Source organism: Mycobacterium sp. MUNTM1, assembly GCF_054660795.1.
This window is the reverse complement of sequence record NZ_BAAGDE010000023.1, coordinates 29,657-50,746: the sequence shown is the minus strand read 5'-3', so window position 1 is coordinate 50,746 and position 21,090 is coordinate 29,657. Positions and strand designations below refer to the sequence as shown.

Annotated in this window: 26 protein-coding genes; 13 read left to right on the top strand and 13 right to left on the bottom strand. The window is 66.8% G+C overall.

Translation table 11 applies throughout. The features are described from left to right. Positions 1 to 173: 173 nt before the first annotated feature. From ACYQ8K_RS15130 to ACYQ8K_RS15110, 5 genes are all read left to right on the top strand, one after another. Positions 174 to 815, top strand: a complete 642-nt coding sequence (locus tag ACYQ8K_RS15130) for a cutinase family protein (protein ID WP_459970212.1) — start codon at positions 174 to 176, stop codon at positions 813 to 815. Positions 816 to 900: 85 nt separating this feature from the next. Continuing rightward, positions 901 to 2,385, top strand: coding sequence for a UbiD family decarboxylase (locus tag ACYQ8K_RS15125; RefSeq protein ID WP_459970210.1), 1,485 nt, complete (start codon positions 901 to 903; stop codon positions 2,383 to 2,385). Further along, positions 2,382 to 3,017, top strand: coding sequence for a UbiX family flavin prenyltransferase (locus tag ACYQ8K_RS15120; protein WP_459970208.1), 636 nt, complete (start codon positions 2,382 to 2,384; stop codon positions 3,015 to 3,017). The genes ACYQ8K_RS15125 and ACYQ8K_RS15120 overlap by 4 nt, the downstream gene beginning before the upstream one ends. A gap of 250 nt (positions 3,018 to 3,267) precedes the next feature. Further along, on the top strand, positions 3,268 to 3,795 hold the full coding sequence (locus ACYQ8K_RS15115; RefSeq protein WP_459970207.1) for a TetR/AcrR family transcriptional regulator: 528 nt from the start codon (positions 3,268 to 3,270) through the stop codon (positions 3,793 to 3,795). Positions 3,796 to 3,890: 95 nt separating this feature from the next. Then, positions 3,891 to 4,532: a carboxymuconolactone decarboxylase family protein gene (locus tag ACYQ8K_RS15110; protein WP_459970206.1), complete on the top strand. Its 642-nt coding sequence runs from the start codon at positions 3,891 to 3,893 to the stop codon at positions 4,530 to 4,532. A gap of 380 nt (positions 4,533 to 4,912) precedes the next feature. Here ACYQ8K_RS15110 and ACYQ8K_RS15105 read toward each other — a convergent pair whose 3' ends face one another. Further along, entirely contained in the window at positions 4,913 to 5,125 is a 213-nt protein-coding gene (locus ACYQ8K_RS15105) for a hypothetical protein (RefSeq protein WP_081286866.1), read from the bottom strand. Between the two features lie 248 nt (positions 5,126 to 5,373). On the opposite strand from ACYQ8K_RS15105, the gene ACYQ8K_RS15100 reads away from it, so the two are divergent. Next, entirely contained in the window at positions 5,374 to 6,222 is an 849-nt protein-coding gene (locus tag ACYQ8K_RS15100; RefSeq protein WP_459970204.1) for a glycoside hydrolase family 16 protein, read from the top strand. A 10-nt stretch (positions 6,223 to 6,232) separates the two neighbouring features. Here the strand turns inward: ACYQ8K_RS15100 and ACYQ8K_RS15095 are convergent, their stop codons facing one another. Then, positions 6,233 to 7,075 (bottom strand): class I SAM-dependent methyltransferase, encoded by an 843-nt coding sequence (locus ACYQ8K_RS15095; RefSeq protein ID WP_459970203.1) that lies wholly within the window; start codon positions 7,073 to 7,075, stop codon positions 6,233 to 6,235. A 30-nt stretch (positions 7,076 to 7,105) separates the two neighbouring features. Continuing rightward, positions 7,106 to 7,774 carry a hypothetical protein gene (locus ACYQ8K_RS15090; RefSeq protein ID WP_459970201.1) on the bottom strand — a complete coding sequence of 223 codons (669 nt, stop codon included), beginning with the start codon at positions 7,772 to 7,774 and terminating at the stop codon, positions 7,106 to 7,108. A 169-nt stretch (positions 7,775 to 7,943) separates the two neighbouring features. Here ACYQ8K_RS15090 and ACYQ8K_RS15085 point away from each other — a divergent pair, with 169 nt between their 5' ends. Next, positions 7,944 to 8,198 carry a hypothetical protein gene (locus tag ACYQ8K_RS15085; RefSeq protein ID WP_459970200.1) on the top strand — a complete coding sequence of 85 codons (255 nt, stop codon included), beginning with the start codon at positions 7,944 to 7,946 and terminating at the stop codon, positions 8,196 to 8,198. Between the two features lie 72 nt (positions 8,199 to 8,270). Here ACYQ8K_RS15085 and ACYQ8K_RS15080 read toward each other — a convergent pair whose 3' ends face one another. The 5 genes from ACYQ8K_RS15080 to ACYQ8K_RS15060 form a co-directional block, all read right to left on the bottom strand. Next, positions 8,271 to 9,725, bottom strand: coding sequence for an aldehyde dehydrogenase family protein (locus tag ACYQ8K_RS15080; protein ID WP_459970199.1), 1,455 nt, complete (start codon positions 9,723 to 9,725; stop codon positions 8,271 to 8,273). A gap of 112 nt (positions 9,726 to 9,837) precedes the next feature. Beyond that, complete coding sequence (locus ACYQ8K_RS15075; RefSeq protein ID WP_459970197.1) at positions 9,838 to 10,248, bottom strand: VOC family protein; 411 nt, start codon at positions 10,246 to 10,248, stop codon at positions 9,838 to 9,840. A 4-nt stretch (positions 10,249 to 10,252) separates the two neighbouring features. Then, positions 10,253 to 10,705, bottom strand: a complete 453-nt coding sequence (locus ACYQ8K_RS15070; protein ID WP_459970195.1) for a helix-turn-helix transcriptional regulator — start codon at positions 10,703 to 10,705, stop codon at positions 10,253 to 10,255. Positions 10,706 to 10,772: 67 nt separating this feature from the next. Further along, positions 10,773 to 11,627: a lysophospholipid acyltransferase family protein gene (locus ACYQ8K_RS15065; protein WP_459970193.1), complete on the bottom strand. Its 855-nt coding sequence runs from the start codon at positions 11,625 to 11,627 to the stop codon at positions 10,773 to 10,775. Then, positions 11,620 to 12,438, bottom strand: coding sequence for a class I SAM-dependent methyltransferase (locus ACYQ8K_RS15060; RefSeq protein WP_459970191.1), 819 nt, complete (start codon positions 12,436 to 12,438; stop codon positions 11,620 to 11,622). The genes ACYQ8K_RS15065 and ACYQ8K_RS15060 overlap by 8 nt, the downstream gene beginning before the upstream one ends. 79 nt (positions 12,439 to 12,517) lie before the next feature. On the opposite strand from ACYQ8K_RS15060, the gene ACYQ8K_RS15055 reads away from it, so the two are divergent. After that, on the top strand, positions 12,518 to 13,087 hold the full coding sequence (locus ACYQ8K_RS15055) for a TetR family transcriptional regulator (RefSeq protein WP_459970189.1): 570 nt from the start codon (positions 12,518 to 12,520) through the stop codon (positions 13,085 to 13,087). A gap of 28 nt (positions 13,088 to 13,115) precedes the next feature. On the opposite strand, the gene ACYQ8K_RS15050 is transcribed toward ACYQ8K_RS15055, so the two are convergent. After that, on the bottom strand, positions 13,116 to 14,018 hold the full coding sequence (locus ACYQ8K_RS15050) for an NAD-dependent epimerase/dehydratase family protein (protein ID WP_459970187.1): 903 nt from the start codon (positions 14,016 to 14,018) through the stop codon (positions 13,116 to 13,118). A gap of 48 nt (positions 14,019 to 14,066) precedes the next feature. Next, a complete protein-coding gene (locus ACYQ8K_RS15045) occupies positions 14,067 to 15,251 on the bottom strand; it encodes an acyl-CoA dehydrogenase family protein (protein WP_459970185.1) in 1,185 nt (394 codons plus the stop codon). A gap of 78 nt (positions 15,252 to 15,329) precedes the next feature. On the opposite strand from ACYQ8K_RS15045, the gene ACYQ8K_RS15040 reads away from it, so the two are divergent. Continuing rightward, positions 15,330 to 15,710 (top strand): NYN domain-containing protein, encoded by a 381-nt coding sequence (locus tag ACYQ8K_RS15040; protein ID WP_459970183.1) that lies wholly within the window; start codon positions 15,330 to 15,332, stop codon positions 15,708 to 15,710. Continuing rightward, positions 15,707 to 16,675 (top strand): NAD(P)H-dependent flavin oxidoreductase, encoded by a 969-nt coding sequence (locus ACYQ8K_RS15035; RefSeq protein WP_459970182.1) that lies wholly within the window; start codon positions 15,707 to 15,709, stop codon positions 16,673 to 16,675. The genes ACYQ8K_RS15040 and ACYQ8K_RS15035 overlap by 4 nt, the downstream gene beginning before the upstream one ends. Positions 16,676 to 16,694: 19 nt before the next feature. On the opposite strand, the gene tpx is transcribed toward ACYQ8K_RS15035, so the two are convergent. Beyond that, on the bottom strand, positions 16,695 to 17,189 hold the full coding sequence (tpx, locus tag ACYQ8K_RS15030; RefSeq protein WP_459970181.1) for a thiol peroxidase: 495 nt from the start codon (positions 17,187 to 17,189) through the stop codon (positions 16,695 to 16,697). 121 nt (positions 17,190 to 17,310) lie between these two features. On the opposite strand from tpx, the gene ACYQ8K_RS15025 reads away from it, so the two are divergent. After that, positions 17,311 to 18,261, top strand: coding sequence for a GlxA family transcriptional regulator (locus ACYQ8K_RS15025; protein WP_459970179.1), 951 nt, complete (start codon positions 17,311 to 17,313; stop codon positions 18,259 to 18,261). 19 nt (positions 18,262 to 18,280) lie between these two features. Beyond that, positions 18,281 to 19,024: a DJ-1/PfpI family protein gene (locus ACYQ8K_RS15020; RefSeq protein WP_459970178.1), complete on the top strand. Its 744-nt coding sequence runs from the start codon at positions 18,281 to 18,283 to the stop codon at positions 19,022 to 19,024. 65 nt (positions 19,025 to 19,089) lie between these two features. Here the strand turns inward: ACYQ8K_RS15020 and ACYQ8K_RS15015 are convergent, their stop codons facing one another. Then, positions 19,090 to 19,566, bottom strand: coding sequence for a nuclear transport factor 2 family protein (locus ACYQ8K_RS15015; protein WP_459970176.1), 477 nt, complete (start codon positions 19,564 to 19,566; stop codon positions 19,090 to 19,092). A gap of 58 nt (positions 19,567 to 19,624) precedes the next feature. Between ACYQ8K_RS15015 and ACYQ8K_RS15010 the strand changes: the two genes are divergently transcribed. Next, positions 19,625 to 20,395: an SDR family oxidoreductase gene (locus ACYQ8K_RS15010; RefSeq protein WP_459970174.1), complete on the top strand. Its 771-nt coding sequence runs from the start codon at positions 19,625 to 19,627 to the stop codon at positions 20,393 to 20,395. Between the two features lie 5 nt (positions 20,396 to 20,400). Here ACYQ8K_RS15010 and ACYQ8K_RS15005 read toward each other — a convergent pair whose 3' ends face one another. Continuing rightward, positions 20,401 to 21,078, bottom strand: a complete 678-nt coding sequence (locus ACYQ8K_RS15005) for a hypothetical protein (RefSeq protein ID WP_459970172.1) — start codon at positions 21,076 to 21,078, stop codon at positions 20,401 to 20,403. Positions 21,079 to 21,090 lie beyond the last annotated feature (12 nt).

Genomic DNA, 21,090 nt, shown 5'->3' with positions numbered 1-21,090 from the left:
CTGAACCTATCGTCTCGATCGACGCCGCCGACACCGTGGTCGTTGTTCGCGCTGAGCGATCATCCGCGATCCCTATACCGGCTGCCCAGCGGGCGCAGCCGGTTCGCTCTACCATCATCTGCGTGCGCGCGTTGCTTGTCTGCAGATTTGCTGGTGTTGGTGTTGCCGCGGTCATGACCGCGGCCGCCCTGATGTTGCCCGCCGCGGTGCTGCCGCCCGGGACGCCGGGGGCGGCGGCGCCGGCCGCGGCCGCGAACTGCCCACCCGTGCAGATCGTGTTCGCCCGCGGCCGTAACGAGTCCCCCGGTCCGGGTGTGCTGGGCAATGCGTTCATCAGCGATGTGCGCAGCAAGGTGAACAGGACCGTCGGCGTCTACGCCGTGCAGTATCCGGCCGACACCGAGGTCGCCCAGGGCGCCAACGACATGAGCCACCACGTCCAGGACATGGTCAACAACTGCCCCGACACCCGGCTGGTGCTGGGCGGCTACTCGCTGGGCGCTGCGGTCACCGATGTCGTGCTGGCGGCGCCCATCGGTGCGTTCGGTTTCGACAGCCCGCTGCCGCCGGGCGTCGATCAGCACGTCGCCGCCGTCGCTCTGTTCGGCAACGGAAGCCAGTGGGTGGGGCCGATCACCAACTTCAACCCGACCTACAACGACCGGACCATCGAGTTGTGCCACGGCGCCGATCCCATTTGCAACCCGGCCGACCCGAACACCTGGAAGGAAAACTGGCCGCAGCACCTCGCCAGCGCCTACATCGACGCGGGCATGGCCGATCAGGCCGCCGACTTCGTCGCCGGCAAGCTCTGACCGGCTTCACCCAACGCGGCCCCTGTCCGGTTATCTCGCGTAAGCGGGTACTACACTTCCAAGCGCGCGCGGAAGGGATCAGCCATTGTCGGATGACCAGATCGGCGACCTCAGATCCGCGCTGGCCCGGCTGGCGCGTCACTCCGGGCAGCTGATCGAGACCGATCATCCGATCGACCCGATCGGCGAGCTTGCCGGCGTCTATCGGCGCATCGGCGCGGGCGGCACCGTCGAACGACCGACCCGCATCGGACCGGCGATGATCTTCAACAACGTCACCGGGTTTCCCGGCTGGCGGGTACTGGTCGGACTGATGGCGAGCCGTAAGCGCGTCGGCATACTGCTCGAGTCGCCCGCGAACCGGCTCACCCAGCGGATGGCCGAAGCCTACGAGAACGCCTTGGGTCCGGCCGACTTCGGCGACGGTGATGCGCCCTGCCAGCAGGTCGTCCATCGCGCCGACGACCCGAGCTTCGATCTGCGCACACTGCTGCCCGCACCCACCAACACCGACCTGGACGCGGGGCCCTACTTCTGCCTCGGCCTGGTGCTGGGCAGCGACCCCGAACTGGGCACCGACGTCACCATTCACCGGTTGTGCGTGCAGAGCCGCGACGAGATGACGATCTTCTTCGCGCCCGGCCGGCACATCGACGCCTTCCGGCAGCGCGCCGAAGCCGACGGACGCAAGTTCGAGATCACCGTCAATATGGGGCTCGACCCGGCGATCCCGCTCGGCGCCACCTTCGAAGCGCCCACTACCCCGCTCGGCTACAACGAGCTGGCCATCGCGGGCGGTCTGCGCGGCAAACCGGTCGAACTCGTCAACGGCGTCACCGTCGAACAGAAGGCCATCGCGTCGGCCGAGGTGGTCATCGAGGGCTACATCATCCCCGGCCAACGCCAGGCCGAAGACCAGAACACCCACACCGGTCACGCCATGCCCGAATTCCCCGGCTACGACGGGCCGGCCAATCCCGCGTTGCCGGTGATCAAGGTGACGGCGGTGACCACCCGCGCCGACCCGATTCTGCAGACCCTCGTCGGCCCCGGGGAAGAGCACGTCAGCCTCGCCGGAATCCCCACCGAGGCAAGCATCTTCCATGCCCTGCACGCCGCCATGCCCGGCTTCGTGACCGATGTGTACTCGCACAGCGCCGGGGGCGGCAAGTTCCTGGCCATCCTCAAGTGCAACAAGACCAAGGCCTTCGACGACGGCCGCGCCCGGCAAGCCGCCTTGGTGGCGTTGGGCGTGTACTCGGAGTTGAAGAACGTCATCCTGGTCGATGGCGACGTCGACATCTTCGACAGTGAAGATGTGTTGTGGGCGATGCAAACCCGGATGCAGGGCAACCGCGACATCATCACCATCCCCGGCGTCGCCGGTCACGTTCTGGATCCCACCCAGCAGCCCGAGTACGACCCGACCCTGCCGGCCAAAGGCACCAGCTGCAAAACCATTTTCGACGCCACCGCACCGTTTCGCATGCGAGCCCAGTTCGAACGGGCGCACTTCCGCGACGTCGACCCCCGCCCCTACGCCCCCGATCTGGACTTGGAGTATCCGTGACGACCCGGCCGAACCAGCCCGACCGCGTCATCGTCGGCATCACCGGCGCCACCGGAATCATCTACGGTGTCCGCGCCCTCGATGTGCTGCGCAGCGTCGGCATCGAGACCCACCTCATCGTCACCCGCGCCGGACATCTGACCCGGGCGTACGAAACCGATTTGACCCGAGAGGAAATCGAGGCGCACGCCGACCACGTGTACAGCGTCACCGACGTCGGCGCCCCGATGGCGTCGGGGTCCTTCCTCACCCGTGGCATGCTGATCGCGCCCGCGTCGATGCGCAGCGTGGGCGAGATCGCCAACGGTGTGTCCAGCTCGCTGCTGTCCCGCGCGGCCGACGTCGTCCTCAAGGAGCGTCGCCGGCTGGTGCTCATGGTGCGTGAAGCGCCGCTCAACCTGATCCACCTGCGCAACATGGCGACCATCAGCGAAGCCGGCGGCACCATCTTCCCGCCGGTACCGGCCTTTTATTTCCGGCCCACCAGCATTGAAGACCTCGTCGACCACTCCGTCGGTCGCGCCCTCGACCAACTCGGCATCCATACCGACGTCTTTCCCCGCTGGGACGAGAACCTGCGCCGGGCCATCGTCCAAAGCGAAGCGCATGACGTCCCGACCGGTAACGCGTAACGCGTAACGCAGGTTGGTGGGATTGAGACGCTGCCCGGGATTTGTCACGTCAACGGTCGCGTTGACAGTCGCGTTAAACCTCAGGTCAGCTCGCCCGATGGCGTATTTTGGCATCGCAGAACCCGCACAACAGGACTCCGACGACTCCAGCCGTACGTCAGCAGAGCGATAACGCTCGGCGCCGCAACGAGCGGCGGAACGCGGACCGTCCAACGAGCGGTGGCAGACCGTCCTCAAGGGTGCGGCGGAGGTGTTCCGCCGCCAGGGATTCGCCCGGGCGCGGCTCGAAGACGTCGCCGTCGAGGTGGGCATCAACCGGGCCTCGCTGTATTACTACGTGGGCACCATTGAGGAGCTGCTGGTCGCGCTCATCGAGGCGCCCGCCTACGAGATGACCCGGCACTGCCGCGAAGCGCTCGAATCGGACGCGGCGCCCGAGGAGAAGTTGCGTCGCGCCCTGGGCTCCTACATCGAGGACTTGGCCACCCATCCCGAGCTCTTCGTGTTGCTCGGCGAAAGTCAGTACATTGCAACCATTCCCGAGGCGCAAGGCATCGTCACCAACGCCGACGACTACGGCAAGACGGTCGTGGCGATCATCGAAGAGGGCGTGACGGGCGGCGTCTTCCGCTCGGACCTGGACCCTCGGCTGGCGATGCTGGGCATTCTGGGCATGTACAACTGGATCCCCCGCTGGTATGTCCCCGGTGGGCGCAATTCGCTGACTGAGATCGGCGACGCCTTCGCCGCGATGGCGCACTCCGGCCTGCGCCCCTGAGCCGCCGCGCACTGCGATGCCACGGCGGCAGAACCTACGATCGAATGCAATCTGCAGTATTGGCACATCCGAGCTGCCAGCCGAGAGGAGACGCAATGCCGCGTCTGAAGCCGATCCCGCGGGGTGAAGTCAGCGACGAATTCACGCTGAAGATGTACGACTTCATGTTCGGCGATCGCGATCCGGTCGCCGAGCCGGGTGCGGTCGGTGGCACTCCCGGCAACTGGTGGACGGTAATGGCGCAATCCCCCGCCGCCCTGCGCCATGCGGTGGCCGGTTTCCGCCTCTACCGCGAAGAGGTCTCCATCCGGGCCGATCACCGCGAGTTGGGCCAGATCCGGGCAGGCTGGGTGATCGGCAGCCAGTTCGTCTTCTCTCAACATTGCAAGGCCTGCCGTTCGGCGGGGTTGTCCGAGGAGAAGATCGCGGCCATACCGGGGTGGCAGACCGCCGAATGTTTCGACCACGCCGAGCGGCTGTTGCTGGCGTATGCGGATTGCCTGGCGGGACAGCACGGCCGGGTGCCCGAGCGGCTGATGACCCAATTGCGCGAGGTCTTCACCGATACGGAGATTCTCGAATTCACCTACACCACGACCATGTACGTGATGCACGCAATCATGTCTCGGGCGCTGCGGCTGGAGTTCGACGACGTCGACGACCCGATCGTCGAGGTAGACGATCCGGCGGGGGGCGGTGTGCTCGATATCGGCGCCGCGACATCGGGGCGTGACTGACGTGATCGCGTTAAGCAGGTTCTCGACGGCGTTGAATGGACACGGCCTCTCCGCGCCGCGGCGGGCCCGCGTCGCCAAAAATCGGCCGTCCACGTAAACATCCCGCCGAAAATGATCGACTCCAATGCGAGCGCAAACGCGGCCCGCAGGTGACCATTGCCGCGGTTAGCGAAGGGAGCGTTGTCACCGCGTGCCAGTCGTTGGACATTGGCGGGTCGCGACCAATGGCTACTATGCACAGTAGTAGTTATTGGAGCGGCAAAACACCTCGACTAGACCTTGAGAGTTTCGGGGCTCCCCGGGGAGGATTAACGTTTGCTCCGAGACCAATTTTTTCAGGGCCCGGACGCGAACGGGTTCACGCCAATTGGGCGGCTAATTCAGGCGGGAGTGTTGCCGCTGGAGTACAGCTTGAAGTTGCGGACCATCGGAACCACCGGGTTGCCAGCTGCGGCGCGCTGACGGGCGCGGAACGAAGGGTGACGGCGCATTGCCTCATTGCGTTCGCGTTCGCGGCGTTGGGCGGCAGCCCATGCCGGATGGGACTGAAGGAATATAACCGTGCCTTCTTGTGTATTCGCCACGATCGTCACTCCTCTCAGCACCACCCGCAAAAGCTACAACAGTGTGGTTATCGGATCGTGATTCCAGAATGCCCGCCGAATCCTGAGACCAAACCACCTGTCAAGGTGAGAATTGGCCGTGAATTCGCGAACGTAATCCGTTGCCACTGCCCGCTGTCGTCCGTGCTGGTACGACCGCGATCAGAACGATAGCGACGGGCACCGACAGAATTCCCGTTTGAGCTTCCTGCGCGGTTGGCTGCTAGGGTCCCTTGCTTATGCCGGAGATCGATCGCCGCCGCATGATTCTGACAACCGGGATCGGTGTGCTGGCAGCCGTGCTGCCGGCCCCGAAAGCCTGGGCCAACCCGCCCCGACGGGACGAACCTGCCGGGCGGATACCGCCGCCCGCGGCGCCGAGCGGCCAAAGCGGGACGTACATCTTCTCGGACGAGTTCGACGGCCCGGCCGGTTCGGCCCCCGACCCGTCGAAGTGGGCGATCGCCAAGGCCCGCGAGACGATCAAGGACCCGACCTATTGGGAGCTGCCCGAGCACATCGGGCAGTACCGCGATGATCGCCGCAACGTGTTCGTCGACGGCAATTCCAACCTCGTCCTGCGCGCCGCGAAGGACGGTCCCACGTACTACAGCGGCAAGGTGCAGAGCAATTGGCGCGGCGGCGTCGGCCATACCTGGGAAGCCAGGATCAAACTCAACTGCCTGACCCCGGGCGCCTGGCCCGCCTATTGGCTCGGCAACGACGATCAGGGCGAGATCGACGTCATGGAGTGGTACGGCAACGGCAAATGGCCGTCGGCCACGACCGTGCACGCCAAGGCCAACGGCGGCGAGTGGAAGACGCACAACATCGCGGTGGACAGCGCCTGGCATACCTGGCGCACGCAGTGGGACGAGGCGGGCATCCGGTTCTGGAAGGACTACACCGACGGCGCTGCGCCCTACTTCGACGTGCCGGCGAGCTCGCTGCCGGACTGGCCGTTCAACGGGGCGGGCTACACGGTCTATCCGGTGTTCAACCTGGCGGTCGCCGGATCGGGTGGCGAAGACCCGAGCCCGGGCACCTACCCCGCCGACATGCTCGTCGACTGGATACGCGTCTGGTAGGCGGCGCGTCTCAGTGCGTCAGCAGCGCGACCGCAGTCGTGGGCCTGCCACCCGGATGGCGCAAATCCGATCGCAGCCACGCAAGCGGGCGCATCCATATCGGTAAGCGGCCGAACCGTTTCGCGGCCACCAGCAGCGATTCCGCTTGGAGGGGTCGCCAGCCGAGGTCTTCGAAGAAGGCCAGCCCGTTTTCAGGCGCGAACTTGAAAGGCGCGTTTTCCGAAATCCCGGCGACGTTCTTGTTGATTCGCTCTCTCAGGCCGGGGAAGGCGAAATCGATCATCCACCAGGCGACCTCGGGTCGCTTGATCGCACCCGAAAGGGCCGCGACGTCGGAGGCCTCCAGATACATCGACAGGCCCTCGGTCAGCACGAAGGCCTTCGTCGCGCCGTCGAGCGCCTCGTTGAAGAAGGCGTCCCGGGCCTGTGGGTCGGCGAGGTCGACCGCGATGCGGTTGAGCCGGCAGCGCGGGGCCTGATCGGCAAGCACGTGCGTCTTCTCGGCGAGCAGCTTGGGTAGATCGGCCTCGATCCAGGTGAGATCCGGTGGGAGGTCTAACCGATAGGGCCGGGTGTCCAGGCCGGCGGCCAGGTTCAGAACGCGGTCGCAGCCGTGCGCGAGTGCGTCGGCGATGGCGTCGTCGATGAGCTTGGTCCGCGCGACCAGCCACCAACCGCTGCGATCCGTCCACGGAACGTTGTCGACGATTGCGCGGCCCCGCTCACCGGCGAGGCGTTCCGCCAGGTGGTCGTTGAACAGCGCGTCGGGGCGGGCTGATTCGGTGGCCCGGTGCAGCGCCGTCCACCTGGCCGTATCGGAGACATGGGTAATGGTGTGCGCGGGACCAGACATACGTTGCGTTATAGCAGGACCGGCTGCGCCCTACTGACCAGCCCTGCCTCCGGCGAACCAGGCCTCGGTCACCATGCGGGTCGCAGGCGGTGGAAGGACGGCGTCCGGTGCGCCGAGCCGACCGACCTTGACGGTCCACGCCGGCGATGAGCGGTCGATGCACGATCCGGCGCCCTGGCTGGGCAGCCACAGCACGGCAAGGTCGCTGCCGCATCCGTAGACGCCGCTGTACCCGTCGGCTCGGCCACCCCACGCGCCGCCGTTGCGCAGCAGGCAACGGGTGCCGTCGTCGAGGGTGAGCGCGAACGGATCCGGGGTGGCGGTCGGATGCACGGGCGGGAGCTGACCGTCGAACATCACCCGGTGCATCTGCATGTCCCACGGATTGTCCACGCACAGAAGCGATCCCGGAGTCGACGGCCAGCAGGTGCCGGCCCCGGCCGCGCTCGGCGAACAGTAGTAGACGTTGTCGGCAACCGCTGACGGCGACGGTTCCGAGCAGGCGCTGGCCTGTCCGACGTTGCCCGGGCCGGATGCCACCTTGTAGCCGTTGATCGCTTCACCGCCGGGGCCGACGGCCATCACCGTGATCACCTGTGTGACCGGCGGATCGGCGACCCCGGGGCCGGCCGTCGAGATCGCCATCATCGCGGTCGGCACGGCGATCCAGACCAGCGCCATGCGGGGCACCATGTTCATCGAGCCAACCCTTCTGCCCGCCCCCTTTGTGCAGAGTAGAGCGTGGGTTGGATTCGTCGGGCCGGTTTGGGCGGTGACGGGTGATTGGGATCGGTAGCCGCGGGACGCGTCTGTACTTACCGCAACGACGCCGCCGCGGTGGTGGCGCCCCACGAAAGGAAGACAGCAAATGAACATCGTGCCGACCAGCATCCAAGAGCAGATCAACCGTGTCGATCGCCAACGAAGCCTGTACATCGGGATCAGCACCGGCCTGCTCGCGATGTGGAGCGTTTACCGGCTGATCTGGATGCTTTACCTCGGAATGACTTTCGGCTGGTTCTTCGGCGCGATGGCTTTCCAGGTGGTGCTGTGGGGCGTGATCGGGACCGCCGCCGCGGTGGCCTCCGTCGGATTCCTCACCCGCTACAACAAGGGATCTTGACTCGTCTGATGGCCGTCGGAGAAGTCCCGGACCTGGTTGGGGTCCGGGACTTTCCGTTGTGAGGCAACAGCTTCAGAGCTGAGCCCAGACCGACTTCGTCTTCAGGTAGATCTCGAGGCCCTCTTTACCGAACTCGTGCCCCCAGCCGGACTGCTTGTAGCCACCGAACGGCACATCGTGGTCGAAGACCAACTGGCAGTTGACCTGAACGCTGCCGGCCTGCAGTCGCCGCATGATGCGATGGGCCCGGCCCAGGTTCTCCGTCCAGGCGGTGGCCGCCAGGCCGTAGGTGGTGTCGTTGGCCAGGGCCACGGCCTCGTCCTCGTCGTCGAACGGCAGGATGGTGACCACCGGCCCGAAGATCTCCTGCTGGTACAGCCGCATGCTGGTGTCGACGTTGGTGAGCACCGTGGGGTGCACGAAGTACCCCTTGCGGTCCAGGCGATGGCCGCCGGTGACCACCTCGACGCCGTCCTTCTTGCCCTCGTCGATGAAGCCCATCACGCGGTTCAGTTGCTTCTCGCTGATCAGCGGGCCGCTGACGCAGCCCTCCTCGCTGGGCGCGCCCAGCTTGAACGAATTCGCCATCATGGCAATGCCTTCCACGACCCGGTCGTAGACGCCGCGCTGGGCGAAGATGCGCGACCCGCACACACAGCCCTGGCCGGAGTGCACGAAGATGCCCAGCGACGCCATCATGATGGCGTTGTCCAGGTTGGCGTCGTCGAAGATCAACACCGGCGACTTCCCGCCGAGTTCGAGCGTGACCTTCTTCAGGTTGTCGGCCGAGGCGCGCACGATCTCCTTGCCGACCTCGGTCGAGCCGGTGAAGGCGACCTTCTGGACGTCGGGGTGCGCGGTGATCGCGGCGCCCGCGGTGTGGCCGTAACCGGTCAGCAGGTTCACGACACCCTCGGGCACGCCGGCCTCGTGAATGAGCCTGTCCAACAGCAGCGCCGACAGCGGCGTCTCCTCGGCCGGCTTGACCAGCAGGCTGCCGCCCGCGGCCAGGGCCGGAGCAAGCTTCGCGCTGGCGTTGAAGATCGGGCCGTTCCACGGGAAGATCAGGCCCACCACGCTGTACGGCTCTTTGAGCGTGTAGGCGTGCATGTTGACGTAGTTGTCGGTGGCGATGCCGTCGGTCTTCACGTCGTATGCGACGCCGTTGATCTTCGAACACCAACCGGCGTAGTAGCGGAAGAACTCCGAACAGGTCGACATCTGCAGCTGGGCCTGCATCAGCGGCATGCCGGTGTTGAGCGAGTCGAGTTGGGCGAACTCTTCGGCGTGCGCGTCGATCAGCTCGCCGATCCGCCATAGGATCTTGGCCCGCTCACGGCCCGGAAGGTCCGCCCAGACGCCCGACTCGAAGGTCGCCTTCGCTGTCGCCGCCGCCTCGTTGACCGCTTCTTGTCCGCAGTCGGTGAATTCGGTGATCGTCTCCTCGGTCGCGGGATCGATGACCGAGATGACGTCACCCGTTCCGGGGCGCTTGCGAATGTCGTCCAATACCGCCTGCACCGTCATCTGATCCCTTTCGTATTGCCGGTCGTGGCGCCCCGGCGCCCAATGCGCTCAGTGCTGAGCACTTGCTTAGCATTGTGCACACGACTGGTCAAGCATCCGCACGCGGATCCGCTCAGGACAGTTCTTGGATGCGAACGAGGTTTCCCGCGGGATCGCGGACGGCGCAGTCGCGGAGCCCGTACGGCTGGTCGGTGGGCTCCTGGACGACGTCGACGTCGCCGGCCTGCAGCCGTTCGAAGGTGCCGTCGAGGTCCTTGGTGGCCAGCAGCAGCGTGGCGTAGCTGCCCTTGGCCATCAGCTCGGCGATGGTGCGACGCTCGTCATCGGTGATGCCCGGGTTGGCGGCGGGCGGATTCAAGACGATTGACGTGTCCGGCTGGTTCGGCGGACCGACCGTGATCCAGCGCATCGCGCCCCCGCCGACGTCGAGCCGGACCTCGAACCCGAGGACGTCGCGGTAGAAGGCGAGCGAAGCTTCCGGGTCCTGATGGGGAAGGAAGCTCGAGTGAATGGTGATGTCCATGCGGTCAGGCTAGGTGCGGCCCGACGGCGGACGCTTCTTGATTCCTGATCGGTCTCGTCACCTGTTTGGCCACGCAGGGCGGCATGCCCGCCAGCGCGCCGGCCGACCGGCGGCGGTACGCACTGGGTGGTACGCCGACCAGTTCGGTGAATCGGGTGCTGAAGGTGCCCAACGACGAGCACCCGACCGCGAAGCACACCTCGGTGACGCTCAGATCGCCGCGGCGCAGCAAGGCCATCGCACGCTCGATGCGTCGAGTCATCAAGTAGGAGTACGGCGATTCGCCGTAGGCGCGCCGGAATTCGCGGCTGAGGTGGCCGGCCGACATGTGCACCCCGCGGGCGAGCGCTTCGACGTCCAGCGGCTGCGTGTAGTCCCTGTCGATGCGGTCGCGCACGCGGCGCAACAGGACCAATGTGCGCAGGCGTTGCGCGGCCGCCTCGGAAGTGTTGGTCACCCGTGTGATGCTGCCACCCGGACCGTAAATCGCCTAGGAGCGCCCCGATCTCGGGCTGTTGCGCACGTCAGACCGTCGTGGCGCTGTGTCGCGCCAGCGGGTTCAACCCGCGATAGGGATCATGATCGCGCAGCCGGAGCAAGTCGGCCAGCATGTCTTCCAGCCGGTGGCGAGTCTCTTCTTTGACGATATTCACCCACTGATCGTTTCCGACACCCAGCGGTGTCGTCGTGTCGATCGGCGCGCCGAACCGCAGATACATCCGCTGCGGGCGCGGGATGAGCGTCGGTCCGATACCCCGCAGCAATGGCATCGCCATGTCCGGTCGGCCACCGAGTCGACGGCTCAGTGCCACACTGAATTTCGCGTATGCGCTGTCGCGTGTGGTCCAACTGCGATAGACGTCGTCGCCCCCGACCAGCCCGACCGGCACGATCGGGTAGCCATGCTCGACCGACAGGCGGGCGAAGCCGGAGCGCCCGTGCCAGCGCAGTGTGTACTCCTCGCCTTTGAATTTCGCGATCTCGCCTCCGCCGCCGGGAAACACCAGGATGGTTTCGTCGTGACGCATCAGTTCACGGGCATTCTCGGGCGCGCCGATCACACCGCCGAAGGCCGCCACCAGGTCGGCGGGCAATCCGCGGAGCCGACTGAAATTGCGATCGGCCAGCGGCCGTACCCGCGTTCCAATGCTGCGCCGCACCGCGTCTGGGATCATGAAGACCTCGGAACCGAACTGAGTGTGGTTGCCCACCAGCAAGAATCGCCCGTCGGGCGGTAGATTCACCAGGCCGTCGATGTAGGGTCGGGACAGGTTTACAACGGGGTGCAGCCTGTCGGTCACCGCATCAAGTACCCGGCGCAGCGACCGGACACGTTCGTTAGGTTCCATGATGGCGACGAGATCAGTTCCGTCACTCATGGTCGGCGAGTCCGTCCGGGCGCGAGAACACGACGGCGTTCGAGGGCATCCCGCGCCGCCACGGCGACGGCAGGACCTCCATCCGTATCCCCGGGCCCGCGGTGTGACCCAGGGTCTCGAGCGCCGATGTGCTGTATGCCCTCAATGCACTGATGAACCCGTCGTGCAGGCACGGTTGTATCCAGGACCACGGCAACAGCACGAGGTTCACCGGCAGCGTCAGCACCGGAAACAGTAACGTGGCCAACGGTGTTCGCCTCTTGAGGTCAATGACCAAGAACCGCTTCCCGACCCGCGTTGCTTCGGCGATGGCACGACAAGCGATTGCCGGTGGCAGGTGGTGAAACCCCATTGCGAACACCACCAAGTCGTAGCTGTAGTCCGCAGCGTCGATCGCCGTTGCGTCGATGATCTCGATGTGCGCCCGAGGATGCGCGCCAAGCTCACTCGCGCTGATGTTGGCCACCGAGGTGGAGTTCACATCGGAGGCGGTGACCGTCGCGGTGGGGTGCAACTCGAGAATCGTAGCGGACAATTTGCCGTGACCCGCGCCCAACTCCAAGACGCGGGGGTTAGGGATATCCGCCACGACGTCTAGGGCGATCCGCGCGTATTTCTCGTGCTGGTTGGTTAGGGTGCCGATGCGATCCAGCATCCCGATAACCTTCTGCTTGACCTCGTCGGCGACGTCGTCGCGATCGAGATACTCGGGCGCATCGGTTTCGAACCGACGATCCAGCCACGACGCATCGGGGCCACCCCGCGGCATCGTCGCAATGGCCGCCTGATCGGGCGTTTTGGCCGTACCCATCAGAACGTCTCCTTCTCGTCTTTTAGCGTGCTTCCACCACCGTAACAAACGAACCAGTTCGTCTGCTTATGATGTGTCTGTGAGGACCACCACTGAGCTGCGCGGCGAGATTCTCGCTGCCGCTCGCGCGGAATTCGCGCAATACGGATTGGCGGGAGCCCGGATCGACCGCATCGCCCGGGCCGCCAGCGCAAGCAAAGAACGCCTCTATGCGCATTTCGGCGACAAAGAAACCCTGTTTCGCGACGTGGTCGCCGCGGACGGCGCGGAGTTCTTCCGTGCCGTGGCGTTGCGCCCCGAAGCCGTACCCGAGTTCGTCGGTGACATCTTTGATCTCGCGCAGAACCGACCGGAGCACCTGCGGATGATCACCTGGGCGCGGCTGGAAGGCTTTCCTCTCGACAGGCCGGATTTCGACGGGGAATCTCCGCCCGATACGGCCATCGCGGCACTCGAACAGGCCAGACTAGATGGTCATATCGATCCGGCGTGGGACCCCAGCCAATTGTTGGTCCTGCTGTTCGGAATCGGACTCGCGTGGGCCCACTGGCCCGACCCCGACGCGGCGACCACGGACGCGGATGTCATCGCACGACGCCGCGCCGCCGCGGTGGAGGCGGCAGCGCGCCTTGTGAAGGGCCGAGCGTAATTCGGTCGGCCCACGCGCCGTGTCGCCCCTAGACGCCGACGAGTTCGGGATGAAACTTGGCCGCCATGCGGCGGATTCCGTCGCGCCAGTCGACCGACGTGCCGCCGATGAGTTCGTGCATCCGGTCGATGGTGGTGGGATTGCCGCGCAGCGCTTGGTCGCTCGCCTCGAAGATCGGCTCCCTGCCGACGAGCGAGCCGAGGTAATCGCACCACTCCTGCAGGCTGACCGTCTGGTCGCCGCACCAGTTGACCGTGGTCGCCGGGACCGACGCGACCTCGAGCAGCTTGGGGATGGTCGCGATGATGTCGTCCTCGTGAATGGGGTTGTAGCGGGCGGGTTCACCGGGTGGAACGGGAATCGGGATGCCGGCCAGCATCATCTCCATGTGGTAGAACGGCCACCCGCCGTTGTCGCCGTAGGGGACGTTGAGCCGGGCGATCGTGGTGGGCACGCCGACGACTCGCGCCACCGACCGGGCGACCACTTCCCCGGCGATCTTGGAGATGGAATAGGTGGGGAACAACGGCTTGTGGTTGTCGCCCAGGGCCGACCGCTCGCTGCGCGGGTCGTCGCCCGGCGGGTCGTACACGGCGGCCGACGAGCAGTGCAGGAAGGCCTTCGCGTTGCGGCAGTGGGCCATCAGCGGGCCGACCGACTCCGCGTTGGCCGCCAGGTCCTTATCCCAGCTTCCGCTCTTGGCCACCGCCAAGTTCAGGACATAGTCGAAATCCGTTGGCAGAGCACTGAAGTCGCCGGCCGCCAGATTCACTTTCTCGCAACGAATGCCGGCCTTCTCCAGGCCTTCTCGCGCGGCGGGGTCGGTGAAGCGGGCGATTCCCCAGACCTCGTTGTCGGCGGCGAGCGCCCGGGCGATGGGGGTGGCGAGTTGCCCGGTTGGGCCGGTGATCAGGATTTTTGAGCCGCGCATGCGCGCAATGGTAGCGAGGACCTCTCGGGCGTATCTAGATTCAGCGCATTACAAGCCGGGCTGGTCGTCGATGATGCCCAGCCAGATCTGGGCGACGTCGATGGCGACCTTCTCGCTGATGAAGGCGTGCTGTGTTCCGGTGTAGATGTCCCGGAAGGCACGCTCGAGCCGGCTGCCCTCGCGGATCGAGCTGGTCCCGGCGACCAGGTGGGCCCATTCGGCGCAGCTGCGGGCCGTGTCGGTGGCGTAGACGGCGGCCACCCGCATGTCGGCGCGCAGCGCCGGTGTCAGGTCCTGTCCCGATGCCACCGCCCCCTCGGCGGTGGTGAACGCGTCGAGCACCAGCAGGCGCGCGGCACGCCAGGCCGCGCGGTGATGCGCCAGGTCCTTCTGGAAGGTGGGGCGGCTGGCCAGTGCCGCCATGTCGCTCATCCGGAACTTCGTGGCGGCCAACTCCTGGACGTCGTCGAGCATGCTCTTGGCCACGCCCAGCGCCCACGAGGCGTGCCCGGCGGCGGTCACGGGCATCAGCCCCATCCGGGTGGCCGGCGAGGCCCCCCGGTAGGGCTGCCGCACGAACAGTTCGAACGTGCGGCTCTCGGGTACGAACACCTGCTGCGCGCTGTAGTCGTAGGAGCCGGTCCCCTTCAGCCCTTGCACGAACCAGCCGTCGTTGAAACTGATCTCCTCCCGCGGAATCACCGCGACCCGCATCTCGGGGAAACCCTCACTGATCCAGCGCATCTCGCCGTCGTCCATCGGGAAGAAGCCGGCCGCAACGTATTGCGCGTGACCGGTGCCCGAGCCGAAGTTCCAGGCGCCGGTGACCCGGTAGCCGCCGTCGACGGCGGCGCCTTGGCCGTTGGGAAAGAACTGGCCTCCCAGGGTGACCCGGTTGTCGTGCGCGGTAAACACTTCGGCGAAGCCCTCGTCGGGCAGGTAGGCCGACGCGGCGAAGGACGACGGCAGATTGGCGATCCCCACCCAGCCGAATGACCCATCCTGCCAAGCCATTTCGATCCACGTTTCGATCATCTCGGTGAACGACGGCTCGACTCCCCCGGCCACGACCGGGTTGAACGCCGACATCAGCCCGCTGGCCCACATCGCGTCGACGATCGCCGGGGTGAGGGTGCGCGCCCGCTCGGATTCGGCGGCTTCGGCGCGCACCAGGTCCCGCATACCGCGGGCCAGCGCGATCACCCGGTCTTCGGTGTCGGCGATCGAGGTCATGAGGGTGACCGTATCAACCACAGATGGCTTCCCGAACGAAAATCAGTCGGTCGCGCCGGGTCGTTTACGGTGTGGGTTGTGCGCTGGATCGTCGACGGCATGAACGTGATCGGCAGTCGTCCCGATGGCTGGTGGAAAGACCGCACCGGTGCCATGGTCACATTGGTGGAAAGCCTGGATCGATGGGCGTCGGGTCGAGGAGAAACGGTGACAGTGGTTTTTGAACGACCGCCGTCGAAGGCCATCACGTCATCGGTGGTCGAGATCGCGCACGCCCCCCGCGCGGCCGCGAATTCGGCCGACGACGAGATCGTCCGGCTGGTCGCCACCGACGCTGCGCCACACGACATTCGCGTCGTGACGTCCGACCGGGCGTTGAGCGAGCGAGTGCGAAGCCTCGGCGCATCGGTCCGCCGGGCGGAGGGCTTCCGCGACCTCATCGATCCGCGGGACCCATGACCACCGGCGCCCCGAGTCCCGCGGCCAACCGGGTCTGCACGCTCGCGCACATCGACATCCCGATCATCCAGGCGCCGATGACCTACATCGCCGGCGCCCAGCTGGCCGCCGCGGTGTCCAACGCCGGTGCCCTTGGCATCATCGAGACCACCTCGGACCAGGGTCGGGCCGACCTGCGACGGGTGCGCGAGCTGACCGACGGTGCCGTCGGCGCGAACATCGCGTTGCTGTTCAACCGCGACCCGGCGATGCTGGATCTGCTCGTTGCCAACGGCATTCGGTTCGTCACCACCTCGGCCGGCAGCCCGTCGGTGTTCACCGAGCGCCTGCACGACGCGGGCATCACCGTGTTCCACGTGGTGGGCACGCTGGCGGCGGCCAAGAAGGCCGTCGATGCCGGAGTCGACGGGCTGGTGGTCGAGGGCGTCGAAGGAGGCGGATTCAAGAACCGGTTCGGCGCGTCGACCATGGTGCTGCTGCCGCTGGTCGCGGCGCACGTCGATGTCCCGATCGTGGCGGCCGGCGGGATCTGCGACGCGCGGTCCATGGCGGCCGCGTTTGTCCTCGGCGCCGAAGCGGTGCAGATGGGCACCCGGCTGCTGGCCTCCGCGGACTCGCCGGTGCACGGCAACCTCAAGCAGGCGGTCGTCGACGCCGACGAGACGGGCACGGTGATGCTCCCCCTGGACGGCACGCGAATGATGCGCGTCATCCGCACCCCGGCCGCCGAGCGGCTCGACGCCGCGACATCGGCCGAAGCGGGCGCCGCTGCGCTACAGCGCGTGCAGCGGCTCTACTTCGAGGGCGACCTGGACGCCAGCGTCGCCAACACCGGGCAGGCGGCCGGGCGCATCCAGGATCTACCGCCGGCCGCCGACATCATCGACGAGATGTGGCGAGGCTGCCGCGAGGTGCTGGCGGCCACGTCGGAGCGGGTGGGCCGGGCCGAATTCGAAGAGGCCTAGCCCAAGGCGGGCGCGAAGGTCAGCCCGCCGCCGCCAGCGCCGCGTCGTAGTTGGGCTCCTGCGCGATTTCGGGCACCAGCTCGGTGTAGGCGACGTTGCCGTCGGCGCCGATCACCACGATGGCCCGCGCGAGCAATCCGGCCATCGGACCGTCGGTGATGGTGACCCCGTAGTCCTCGCCGAAGCTGTCGCGGAACGCCGAACCGCTCTTGACGTTCTCGATGCCCTCGGCGCCACAGAATCGCGCCTGCGCGAACGGCAGGTCCTTCGAGACGTTCACCACGGTCGCCCCGCCGCCGGCGGCGCGCTCGTTGAAGGTCCGCACGCTGGTGGCGCACACCGGCGTGTCGATGGACGGAAAGATGTTGAGCACCAAGGGCTTACCACCGAATTGTTCGCTGCTCACCGGGGCCAGATCGCCGCCGACCAGACTGAAGGCCGGGGCTTTGGATCCGACGGCAGGCAGCTCGCCGACAGTGTTGATCGGGTTTCCACGCAACGTTATCTGTGCCATGGGCAACAGTCTGCCAAGGCCGCCGTGGCCGCCGCTGGGCAGGGTGCGTGCAGGTCCCATGTCCTAATTGGTGGGATACATGGCGTAGACGACAGGCCCTGGCGTGCCCAACACTGAATCCATGCCTCGCAAGGTGGTCATCGCCGGCTTTCCCGGCGTGCAGGCGCTCGACGTCGTGGGCCCGTACGACGTGTTCACCGGCGCATCGCTGTTGACGGGCGGTGGCTACGACGTCGCGGTGGCCTCCGTCGGTGGCCAACCGGTGCAGACAGCCACCGGGTTGGCTTTCGTGGCGACCCCGTTGCCGGACCCGGGAGACCCGATCGACACCGTCGTCCTGCCGGGCGGGGCAGGCATCGACGCCGCCCGCTCCGACGCCGACCTGGTCGCCTGGATCAAGGCCGTCGCCACCCACGCCCGCCGGATCGTCACGGTGTGCACCGGCGCGTTTCTCGCCGCCGAGGCGGGCCTGCTGGACGGGCACCGGGTGACCACGCATTGGGCGTTCGCCGAGCGGTTGGCGAGTGAGTTCCCCGCCATCGACGTCGATGCCGACCCCATCTTCGTGCGAAGCTCGGACACCCTGTGGACCGCCGCGGGCGTCACCGCGGGCATCGACCTCACGCTCGCGCTGATCGAGGACGACCATGGAACCGAGCTCGCCCAGACGGTTGCCCGCTGGCTCGTGCTGTATCTGCGCCGGCCCGGCGGTCAGACCCAGTTCGCCGCGCCGGTGTGGATGCCGCGGGCCAGGCGGGACTCGATCCGCGAGGTGCAGGAGACGATCGAGGCCGAGCCGGGTCGTCCGCACAGCATCGAGGAGCTGGCTCGCCGCGCCGCGATGAGCCCGCGGCATTTCACCCGGGTGTTCACCGCCGAAATCGGTGAGGCGCCCGGCCAATACGTCGAACGTGTCCGCACCGAAGCAGCACGCCGGCAATTGGAGGAGACCGACGACACCGTCGTCGCGATCGCCGCTCGGTGCGGCTTCGGCACCGCGGAAACCATGCGACGCAATTTCCTTCGGCGCGTTGGCATTTCGCCGGACCAATACCGCAAAGCCTTCGCCTGATATCGAAAGGACGACCCTGATGACCCAAATCGCCATCGTGACCTATCCGGGATTCACCGCGCTGGACATGATCGGTCCCTACGAGGTGCTGCGCAACCTGTCGGGCGCCGAGGTGCGCTTCGTCTGGCACGAGGCCGGACCGATCATCGCCGACTCCGGAGTGCTCGTCATCGGCGCCACCCACTCGCTGGCCGAAACCCCCTCCCCCGACGTGATTCTCGTCCCCGGGGGACCGTCGACACCGGTTCACGCCCGCGACGACGCGCTGCTCGACTGGCTGCGGCAGGCCCACCACAGCGCGAGCTGGACGACGTCGGTGTGCTCGGGGTCGGTGATTCTGGCGGCCGCCGGCCTGCTGGACGGGCGCCGGGCGACGTCGCATTGGCTGACGGTCCCCGCGCTGAAGGCGTTCGGCGCGGTTCCCGTGGCCGACGAACGGATCGTGCACGCGGATGACATCGTCACCTGTGCCGGCGTGTCGGCCGGGCTCGACCTCGCGCTATGGCTGGCCGGCCAAATCGGCGGCGAATCCCGCGCGAAGGCAATCCAACTCGCGATCGAATACGACCCGCAGCCGCCGTTCGACTCGGGTCACATGTCGAAGGCGTCGGCGACCACGAAGGCCGCCGCGACGGCGCTGCTGTCCCGCGACAGCGTGAAGCCCGCCAACGTGAAAGCCACGACCCTGCTCGCGTGGGAGCAGGCGCTGGGCAAGGTCCGGTCGCGGCGCCGCGCGCGGACGGTCGCTTCCGGTACGGCGTAGGTGGGCCTGAAAAAAGCCGGCGCCGGTGACAGGGCTTGGCGCGCAAGCACTGTCGCTTCGCGACGCTAGGCGCCGGGCTGCAGGATCTCGGTGGTGGCGAGCTGACCGCCGGCCTGCAGCCACGCCGCGACGACGCCGGGAGCGTCCCGGTCGGGGTTGTAAATGTCTTCTTCGCTGGAGAACAGCCCGTCGCCGGCGTACACCAGCCGGGTCCAGTTCGGAAACCAGAACGGTTCGCCGTTCGGGTCCGTCGGGTGATCGAGCAGGTTCTTGATCATGACCACGACGGCGTCGTTGTCCTCGTCGTGGGCGACCCAGTCGTTGGGAAAACGCATGTGCGGGAAGGGCGCCATCACCGCGACGATCCAGTCGCGAACCGCCTCGCGCCCGTGAAAGACGCCGTAGTGGTGTTCGGTGTAGACCACGTCCTCGGTGAAGAGGTCCGCGAATGGCCGCCAGTCGCCCGAAGCGCTGCACCCTTCGACGACTTTGGTGTAGTTATCGACGGCTTTGTCGATTTCTGCCCTGGTGAATCTGCCCATAGCGGACACACTAGAACGTGTTCCGGTTTTGGGTCGCTTGTATGGATGGGGATCTCGGATGAACGTGATGGACTTGTTCGGCCTGCGCGGCAAGAGGGCGTTGGTCACCGGGGCCTCCAGCGGCATCGGCAGGACGGTGGCCCAGGCCTACCTGCAGGCCGGTGCCGACGTGGCCATCGCGGCGCGGAATCTCGAGGCGCTGGAACGCATCGCCGGCGAACTGGCGGCGGACGGTGACGGCAAGGTGGTGCCGATCCGATGCGACGTGACCCGGCCCGATCAGGTGACCGGCATGGTGGACCGGGCGATCGCGGAGCTGGGCGGCCTCGACATCGCGGTCTGCAACGCCGGCATCATCGACGTCGTCCCGATGCTGGACATGTCGCCGGAAGAATTCCAGCGCATCCAGGACACCAACGTGACCGGTGTTTTCCTGACCGCGCAGGCGGCGGCGCGGGCCATGGTGGCCCAGGGGCGCGGCGGCGTCATCATCACCACCGCCTCGATGTCGGGCAGCATCATCAACATCCCACAACAGGTCGGCCACTACTGCGCCTCCAAGGCGGCCGTCATCCACCTGACCAAGGCCATGGCGGTCGAGTTCGCGCCGCACAACATTCGGGTGAACAGCGTCAGCCCCGGCTACATCCTCACCGAGCTTGTCGAGCCGCTGACGGAGTACCACCGGCAGTGGGAGCCGAAAATTCCGCTGGGGCGCATCGGCCGCCCCGAAGAGCTCACCGGCCTCTACGTCTATCTGGCCAGCGAGGCCTCCAGCTACATGACCGGTTCGGACGTCGTGATCGACGGCGGCTACACCTGTCCCTAGGCCGGCTATCGCTCCAGCTCGCCGGATATCCCTCGCTCGAGGTTCGCCTGTGTCGCCGTCGGCAACACCAGCAGGCCGTCGAGTTCGTTGCGGGCCACGTCGTAGGCGCGCTGGCGTTCGTGTGAGGCCGCCGCGGGGTCGGCCGCGACCCGCAACAGGTTCTGCGCCCGCGCAATTCGCTGCTGATCCGGCCGGGAGAAATCGTTGCGGCGCCGGCGGATCGCTTCGGCCTCGGCCGCGTTGAATGCGGTGACGTAGTCCTCGACGGCGGCCATGTATCGCGCGGCGCTGTCGCGGTCGTCGAGCAGATCCTCGGCCTTGACGGGGCGCAGGAAGTCGGCCCGTAGCTTGGCTTTGTGAAACGCGATCGTGTTTGCATCGCGCATGTCGGTCATCAGGGGGAAGTCCAACAGCTTGGCGACGTCGAGCTCGTACTCGAGCCAGCGCGCGTCGGTGCGGCCGTGCTCGTCGAGAACGCGGCGGATCGAGCGCCAGTGGGCCGCCTGATTCACGCCGGCCCCGTCCGCGGCGGGCGCCTCGGGCGGTGGAGTCCGATCGATTTCCCGCGACCGCTCGTCGGTGCGCCGGCGGTAGGCGCCGAACGCGCGCACCGCGGCGACGATCGCCCCCGTCAGCGGCAGGATCAAGATCAGCAGCTCCGCCAACCGGAATATCAAGCCCACCTGGCCAGGATG

What these genes read in the sequence shown, in the direction of transcription:
- ACYQ8K_RS15010 (WP_459970174.1), top strand. Translation starts at nt 19,625, where the DNA reads ATGAACGTGATGGACTTGTTCGGCCTGCGCGGCAAGAGGGCGTTGGTC.
- ACYQ8K_RS15075 (WP_459970197.1), bottom strand. Translation starts at nt 10,248, where the DNA reads ATGGACATCACCATTCACTCGAGCTTCCTTCCCCATCAGGACCCGGAA.
- ACYQ8K_RS15065 (WP_459970193.1), bottom strand. Translation starts at nt 11,627, where the DNA reads ATGAGTGACGGAACTGATCTCGTCGCCATCATGGAACCTAACGAACGT.
- ACYQ8K_RS15060 (WP_459970191.1), bottom strand. Translation starts at nt 12,438, where the DNA reads ATGGGTACGGCCAAAACGCCCGATCAGGCGGCCATTGCGACGATGCCG.
- ACYQ8K_RS15130 (WP_459970212.1), top strand. Translation starts at nt 174, where the DNA reads ATGACCGCGGCCGCCCTGATGTTGCCCGCCGCGGTGCTGCCGCCCGGG.
- ACYQ8K_RS15050 (WP_459970187.1), bottom strand. Translation starts at nt 14,018, where the DNA reads ATGCGCGGCTCAAAAATCCTGATCACCGGCCCAACCGGGCAACTCGCC.
- ACYQ8K_RS15020 (WP_459970178.1), top strand. Translation starts at nt 18,281, where the DNA reads ATGACCCAAATCGCCATCGTGACCTATCCGGGATTCACCGCGCTGGAC.
- ACYQ8K_RS15095 (WP_459970203.1), bottom strand. Translation starts at nt 7,075, where the DNA reads ATGTCTGGTCCCGCGCACACCATTACCCATGTCTCCGATACGGCCAGG.
- ACYQ8K_RS15025 (WP_459970179.1), top strand. Translation starts at nt 17,311, where the DNA reads ATGCCTCGCAAGGTGGTCATCGCCGGCTTTCCCGGCGTGCAGGCGCTC.
- ACYQ8K_RS15015 (WP_459970176.1), bottom strand. Translation starts at nt 19,566, where the DNA reads ATGGGCAGATTCACCAGGGCAGAAATCGACAAAGCCGTCGATAACTAC.
- ACYQ8K_RS15100 (WP_459970204.1), top strand. Translation starts at nt 5,374, where the DNA reads ATGCCGGAGATCGATCGCCGCCGCATGATTCTGACAACCGGGATCGGT.
- ACYQ8K_RS15085 (WP_459970200.1), top strand. Translation starts at nt 7,944, where the DNA reads ATGAACATCGTGCCGACCAGCATCCAAGAGCAGATCAACCGTGTCGAT.
- ACYQ8K_RS15080 (WP_459970199.1), bottom strand. Translation starts at nt 9,725, where the DNA reads ATGACGGTGCAGGCGGTATTGGACGACATTCGCAAGCGCCCCGGAACG.
- tpx (WP_459970181.1), bottom strand. Translation starts at nt 17,189, where the DNA reads ATGGCACAGATAACGTTGCGTGGAAACCCGATCAACACTGTCGGCGAG.
- ACYQ8K_RS15045 (WP_459970185.1), bottom strand. Translation starts at nt 15,251, where the DNA reads ATGACCTCGATCGCCGACACCGAAGACCGGGTGATCGCGCTGGCCCGC.
- ACYQ8K_RS15090 (WP_459970201.1), bottom strand. Translation starts at nt 7,774, where the DNA reads ATGAACATGGTGCCCCGCATGGCGCTGGTCTGGATCGCCGTGCCGACC.
- ACYQ8K_RS15035 (WP_459970182.1), top strand. Translation starts at nt 15,707, where the DNA reads ATGACCACCGGCGCCCCGAGTCCCGCGGCCAACCGGGTCTGCACGCTC.
- ACYQ8K_RS15110 (WP_459970206.1), top strand. Translation starts at nt 3,891, where the DNA reads ATGCCGCGTCTGAAGCCGATCCCGCGGGGTGAAGTCAGCGACGAATTC.